7 protein-coding genes are annotated in these 5677 nt (G+C 61.2%); 4 read left to right on the top strand and 3 right to left on the bottom strand.

Annotation, left to right across the window (positions count from 1 at the left end; translation table 11 throughout):
* Positions 1-336, top strand: a 336-nt coding sequence (locus AB4Y99_RS25165) for a LysR substrate-binding domain-containing protein (RefSeq protein ID WP_441525239.1), incomplete at its 5' end; no start/stop codon positions are given.
* 211 nt (positions 337-547) lie between these two features.
* Positions 548-736, top strand: coding sequence for a hypothetical protein (locus tag AB4Y99_RS25170; protein WP_113252323.1), 189 nt, complete (start codon positions 548-550; stop codon positions 734-736).
* An 18-nt stretch (positions 737-754) separates the two neighbouring features.
* Here AB4Y99_RS25170 and AB4Y99_RS25175 read toward each other — a convergent pair whose 3' ends face one another.
* Positions 755-1372: an FMN-dependent NADH-azoreductase gene (locus AB4Y99_RS25175; RefSeq protein WP_441525240.1), complete on the bottom strand. Its 618-nt coding sequence runs from the start codon at positions 1370-1372 to the stop codon at positions 755-757.
* Positions 1373-1491: 119 nt separating this feature from the next.
* On the opposite strand from AB4Y99_RS25175, the gene AB4Y99_RS25180 reads away from it, so the two are divergent.
* Positions 1492-2391, top strand: coding sequence for a LysR family transcriptional regulator (locus tag AB4Y99_RS25180; RefSeq protein ID WP_441525241.1), 900 nt, complete (start codon positions 1492-1494; stop codon positions 2389-2391).
* Between the two features lie 67 nt (positions 2392-2458).
* On the opposite strand, the gene AB4Y99_RS25185 is transcribed toward AB4Y99_RS25180, so the two are convergent.
* A complete protein-coding gene (locus AB4Y99_RS25185; protein WP_441525243.1) occupies positions 2459-3526 on the bottom strand; it encodes an aldo/keto reductase in 1068 nt (355 codons plus the stop codon).
* An 84-nt stretch (positions 3527-3610) separates the two neighbouring features.
* Here AB4Y99_RS25185 and AB4Y99_RS25190 point away from each other — a divergent pair, with 84 nt between their 5' ends.
* Positions 3611-4195 (top strand): TetR/AcrR family transcriptional regulator, encoded by a 585-nt coding sequence (locus tag AB4Y99_RS25190; protein ID WP_191125130.1) that lies wholly within the window; start codon positions 3611-3613, stop codon positions 4193-4195.
* Positions 4196-4453: 258 nt separating this feature from the next.
* Here the strand turns inward: AB4Y99_RS25190 and AB4Y99_RS25195 are convergent, their stop codons facing one another.
* Complete coding sequence (locus AB4Y99_RS25195; protein WP_441525242.1) at positions 4454-5251, bottom strand: hypothetical protein; 798 nt, start codon at positions 5249-5251, stop codon at positions 4454-4456.
* Positions 5252-5677 lie beyond the last annotated feature (426 nt).

The following is a 5677-nucleotide window of genomic DNA, read 5'->3' on the forward strand; positions in this document are numbered from 1 at the left end:
CTGCAGAACGCCAGCCGCCCCAGCATGTGGCTGCATTGGCTGCGGCTTTCCGGGCTCAACTATCAGGGCCGAATTCAGGGAACCCGGTTCGCGCACACCGAGATGCTCATCAATGCCGCTGTCCAGGGCATCGGCATTGCCATCGTGCCCGTCTGCTACATCGAAGCCGAGCTCGCTCGAAACGACCTCCATATGCCGTTTGGACCGCCGATCTTGTCGGGCGACTCCTATTATGCGGTCTATCCCGAAAGAAAGGCGCAATTGCCGAGCGTCGTGGCATTCCGCGGCTGGGTCACGCGCGAGACGCGAACCTATCGAAAGCTGAAGACGCAGTAATGCGCGTCGCATCCGTCGTCCGGCAGGGCGGCTGAAGGTACCGGACGATGATCTGACCGGCCTTCCGAAAAGCGACCCGCCGTGAAGTAGGCTTTTGAGCTTTGGAAGATGCCGTGTCGCTGCCCATACCGGCGGGCGCAACGCGCCTCCCGACGACGGCCCTGGAACGCAGCTTGCCCCGGTAGCCCGTACAGGACCGGGAGATGTCATCGTGGGTCAGACTAAGTACCGTCACGACACAAGCCGCACCGCGGTTGTCTCGTTTCAAGCCTCCGAGCGGCATGAGCAGATCGCTTGGCTCAAGGACTTTGCTGTCGGCCTGGCGGTCGCCATCGGCGCCGGAACCGTGTTCGCCCTGGCGATGTCCTTGTGTCACGCGGTCTGGACCGCGCTGAGCTGACTTCGATCGATAGCGGCCTCAGGCTGCCGCGGCACGATCGAGTTTCGGAACGACGGCGTCGATGAACCTGTCCATCGTTGCTTCACCCATATCCACGGCCTTGGCACCTTCACCGTGGATAATCCTCACATCGGTGATGCCGAGGACGTTGAGAATGGCCGTGAGGTATCGCGGGGCAAAATTAAGGTGGTCGATGGGCGAGGCCTTGCCATAGATGCCGCCGGATGCCAGCACCACGGTGGCCTTCTTGCCGATCAGCAGCCCCTTGCCGTCGAAGCCAAGCGTTACGCCCTTGCGCACGATGTGATCGATCCAGGCTTTGAGGCTGGCCGGGATATTGTAGTTGTAGACCGGCGTGGCGATGACAAGCTCGTCAGCTGCCAGCAATTCGGCAACCAGCGCGTCCGAGAGGCGCAGTTGCTCGGCCATGTCCGAGGTATGGGCATGCGGTGGCGTGAAATAAGCCGATAACCACGGCATGGTCACGTGCGGCAGCGCATCCACGGCCAGGTCGCGCCGCACGATCGCGCCATCCGGGTGCACCTCGAGCCAATTGGCGACAAGGCGTTTGGTCAGCTGACGGGAAATCGAAGCCTCGCCGCGCGCGCTGGTTTCGACAACGAGAAGGTTGGGCATGGCGTCCTCAAGGCTTTGGGCTGAACAGCCGGAACAGATGTGGACGATATGTAGGACTTTCTATTCAGCGGCGGGAGCGATAATAAAGTGACCATCTCTATCGGCTAATGAGATGGATTATGATCGGCAGTCTCAGCCTCGACCAATTGCGCGTCCTGGTGACGATTGCTGATACCGGCAGCTTTTCAGCGGCCGGACGGCAATTGCGCCGCGCGCAATCGGCAATCAGCCAGTCGGTAGCGACATTGGAAGCCGCGCAGGGCGTCCAGCTCTTTGACCGCAGCACCCATCGCCCCCGCCTGACTGAAACGGGCCGGGYTCTGGTCGATCAGGCCCGGCTGGTGCTYTCGAGCGCGGCACGCTTCGAGGCCGTCGCCATCGGTGCGCGAGGCGGGATCGAGCCCGAGCTCGCCCTGGCCATAGATCCGCTGGTGCCTACCGCCCCGCTCATCGAAAGCCTGCGCGCTTTGCACCAGGCCTATCCGCATCTTCCCATCAGCTTCTCGACCGAGGGGCTGGGCGGGGCGCTGCGTCGTTTGCGCAGCGGCGACGTCGCACTGGCCTTCTGCCTGCTGCTGCCGGTGGTGCCCGAGGACGTCGTGGCTTCGCCGATCCTGCGCGTGGCGCTGACGCCCGTGGTCAGCGCCGAACACCCATTGGCAGCGCTTGGTCGTCCGGCAACCCGCGACGACCTGGAGCGCCATATCCAGCTCGTCCTGTCCGATCCGGTCGATCGGGAAGCGAACAATTACGGCCTGGCCAGCGCCACGCGGTGGCGCTTTGTCGACCTCGGCCGCAGACTGGATTTCCTGCTGGCCGGCTTCGGCTGGTGCGGCATGCCGGAGTATCTGATTGCCGATCATCTCGCAGCCGGCAATCTGGTTCGGCTCGAGCTGGCCGAAGATGCCCGTGACCCGGCGAACGCCCTGACCATCTACGCCGCCCGCATGGCGGACCATGTACCTGGCCCGGCTGGCCGGTGGCTCCTTAACGACCTGCAGGCCCGGCTGTCGCTCTGATCCGGTCAAACAGTTGTCGTCAGTATCGCCGCGAAGATGACATGTCAGTCGCCAGAACGAGCAAGGTTCATGTCACTTTGCTCAGTTCACGGACGGGGAGACGGCTGATGCTGTATCCTGTGGCTGTTTCAGCCGCGCGGCGCAGCATGGCCGGGTCTGACACTCCCTGATGGTCGAGCCGCGGCGTATAGGGCGCCTCCAGCCGTGCCGCCTCCTCGTCGGTGAGGCTGATCGACAGGGAGGCCACGGCGTCGTCGATATGCTCTGCTTTCAGCGCACCGACGATCGGAGCTGCCACCACAGGATTGCGACGCAACCAGGCCAGCGCAATCATGGGCCGGCCGACGCCCCGTTCTTCCGCAATCGCCCCCACCGCATCGACAATCAGCTTGTCGCTGTCGGCCGTGGCTGCTCCTAGCTTGTAGACCGCTTCGCTTTCCGCTCGTGCAGTGATCACACCCCACGGCCGGGCCAGCCGGCCGCGGTTGAGAGGGCTGTAGATGATGGTCTGCACCCCTTCATCGATGCAAAGCGGATGCATCTCGCGCTCTTCCTCGCGGTCGAGAAGATTGTAGCTATCCTGCATCGACACGAAGCGGGCCCAGCCATTGGATTCCTGCAGGTGTAGCGCTTTGCCGAATTCCCAGGCCTTCATGGACGATGCGCCGAGATAGCGGACCTTGCCGGCCTTGACGACATCGTTCAGGGCCGCGAGCGTTTCTTCCCAGGGGGTGGTCCTGTCACGACGATGGATTTGGTAGAGGTCGATATAGTCGGTGCCCAGGCGCCTGAGGCTCATATCGACTTCGGTCATGATCGCCTTGCGCGATAGCCCCATACTATTGGGTCCGTCGCGCATGGGGGCGCTGAGTTTGGTGGCGATCACCACGTTTTCGCGGTGTGCAAAGTCCTTCAGTGCCCRCCCGAGGATCTCCTCGCTGGAACCGTTCGAATACAAATTGGCGGTGTCGAAGACATTGATGCCCGCCTCGAGTGCATGGCGAACGAGACGTCGACTTGCTTCCTCGTCGAGCGACCAGGAAGGGTAACCGCGCGACGGGTCCCCGAACCCCATACAGCCAATAGCGATAGGCGAAATATCGAGGCCCGTCCGGCCGAGCTTGGCATATTGTATGTCCGTCTCCACATGCACTATATTCGGACAACTGTCCGCTTATTGCCAAATAACGGACAATTGTCCGCTTAGTCAAGAGGCGATATGGCTGCACAAGAGGATGGATTGCGAGCAGACGCCCGCGCCAACCGTGATCGCATCCTCGAGGTGGCACGAAAGGCCCTGACCGCCGATCCCGAAACGCCGCTCAGCGCCATCGGCAAGGCAGCCGGAGTGGGGCAAGGCACGCTCTATCGGCACTTCCCGACGCGGGAAGCTCTGGCCCTGGCGATTTATCGCAAGGAGATCAACGCCCTTGCGGCTCTTGCATCCACGCTTCTGCAGGAGCATCCGCCGCTGGAGGCATTTCGTCTGTGGTGCGCCCAAGTGGCGGATTCCAGCGCCATGAAGCGCGGCGTGGCAAAACTTCTGCAAGGGGCCACGTCCGAGGATGACGAACGCGAAACCTATCAGCAGATGCTGTTGGCAGTGCGTTCACTCATCGCTGCATGCGAGACCGCCGGCGCGATTGATCGCGATGCAAATGCCGATGATGTTTTGATGCTTCTCGGAGTCCTCTGGCAAATCCCATCCCATCGCGGCAGGGATGCTCAGGCAGCGAGGATCATAGCGCTCATCTTCAGGGGGTTGGGTGCCGAAGACGAGCCAGGCTGCCTCGCTGGACCATGAAGCTCGTTCTGTGTTGGAGCGCGTGTCGGGGGTATGGCTCGGTATGCCAGTTGGCGGCGATGCGGTGATCGGAAGCCAATGGCGGAAGGGGTGGGAGAGGGTCCGCAGTCCGACATATCGTTGATTTTACTAGGTATTTTGGCTTCTCAAGTTGCCTGCGGTGTAGCAGTCTAGTGTTGCAGTCGCAAGTCTAAGCGACCCCGAAAACAACCAAAATCAGAGACTGAAAATCGAGGGTGTCCCGCCGCGTGTCCCCCGCTAGATGGGGATCGGGTCCGATGCGACGCAGACGACCGTTGCCGGCATGCCAAACTCTGCTGGGTCAACTCGAAAGCCCGCGATGTGAAGAGCGATAGCCGCATGATTGACGGCCTCCTCCGGAGGAACATCCGACACGATGGAGGGGTAGCGGGAAATGAACTCACTGACAGCCAGCGCGGCATCCTCATGGTGAGACAATGCTTTGGCTGCTCCCGAGACGAAGGCTTCCCAAATCAGAAGCTGACCGTGCCCAGCGGCGAACCTGCTGAGGTCAATCGTCGCGTCTAGCGGTCCCGTAACTTCGCGTAGTTTTGTCAAGCACCACGGCATGACAGCGAGGCACGTCGCTAGAACGGTGCAACCTGGTCCCGCAGACCAAGCGCGACCTAGCTTGCGTTCGACGCCGCCTCTGCTGGCCGTAACGCTCTTAATGTCCTGCCGACGTGGCGTCCAAATGGGGGCTTCGAAGCCGATTGCGAGCCTGTGGCCGGCTTTCAAAAGCGTGCCAAGCCTGTGCAACTCCAGCTCAATCGTGTAGCCGTTCCCGAGTTGGCTGCGGTCATTCGCCCAGCCGATGTTTTTGAACGACCCGACATCGACACAGAGGACGTTGAGTGGCGAGGCGATAGAAGGACCGGGCGCGCCCCCTTGGCAGGCCGGGCATTTCCGCTGGAAGAAATCAGACCCGTTGCTGGCATAACGGTGGCCGCAAATCTCGCCATTCGTCGGCACCGTGCATTCCACGATCCAAAGCTTTTGCATGTGGTCATTGCCGGGCGTATCCGTCTTCTCCATGAGCTTTTGCCCATTTCGATTAACGTCGCCCACGGTTCGCGTCGATGCCAACTAGCGTCCTCCAAAGCGAGGCTAATCCAAACGAGGGCATGCCCGTATGCCGGTCAAGTCGATCTAGTCTCGTAACTGTTCTCGGCCAGAGTCGGCCTTTACTTCCGGAGGAAACAGCGCCCACTTCCCCATCGTCAATGGAACCATTCGCTCAATAACCATCTGGTCAACCGAGTCAGTTAAGGATGGCTCCGCCCTGCCAAGACGCGACGTGGGAGCTCGTTTCATTTCCTTGACTGCCTTGAGTAGGGTCTCGGCGCTTTGGAGTGGTCCTGCTGGCGGTGGACTCGGATTAGTTCTGAGGCCAGCCTTCTTCCAAATCTCTGTCGTTAGGAAGTCGCCATTCTCAGGGGGCCTAGTCGCTACCCTGAACAG

The sequence above is a fragment of the Allobosea sp. TAB14 genome (genome assembly GCF_052113865.1).
Taxonomy (GTDB): domain Bacteria; phylum Pseudomonadota; class Alphaproteobacteria; order Rhizobiales; family Beijerinckiaceae; genus Allobosea; species Allobosea spartocytisi.

Coding starts and splice junctions, on each gene's coding strand:
- AB4Y99_RS25175 (WP_441525240.1), bottom strand. CDS start 1,372: ATGCCCAACCTTCTCGTTGTCGAAACCAGCGCGCGCGGCGAGGCTTCG.
- AB4Y99_RS25195 (WP_441525242.1), bottom strand. CDS start 5,251: ATGGAGAAGACGGATACGCCCGGCAATGACCACATGCAAAAGCTTTGG.
- AB4Y99_RS25190 (WP_191125130.1), top strand. CDS start 3,611: ATGGCTGCACAAGAGGATGGATTGCGAGCAGACGCCCGCGCCAACCGT.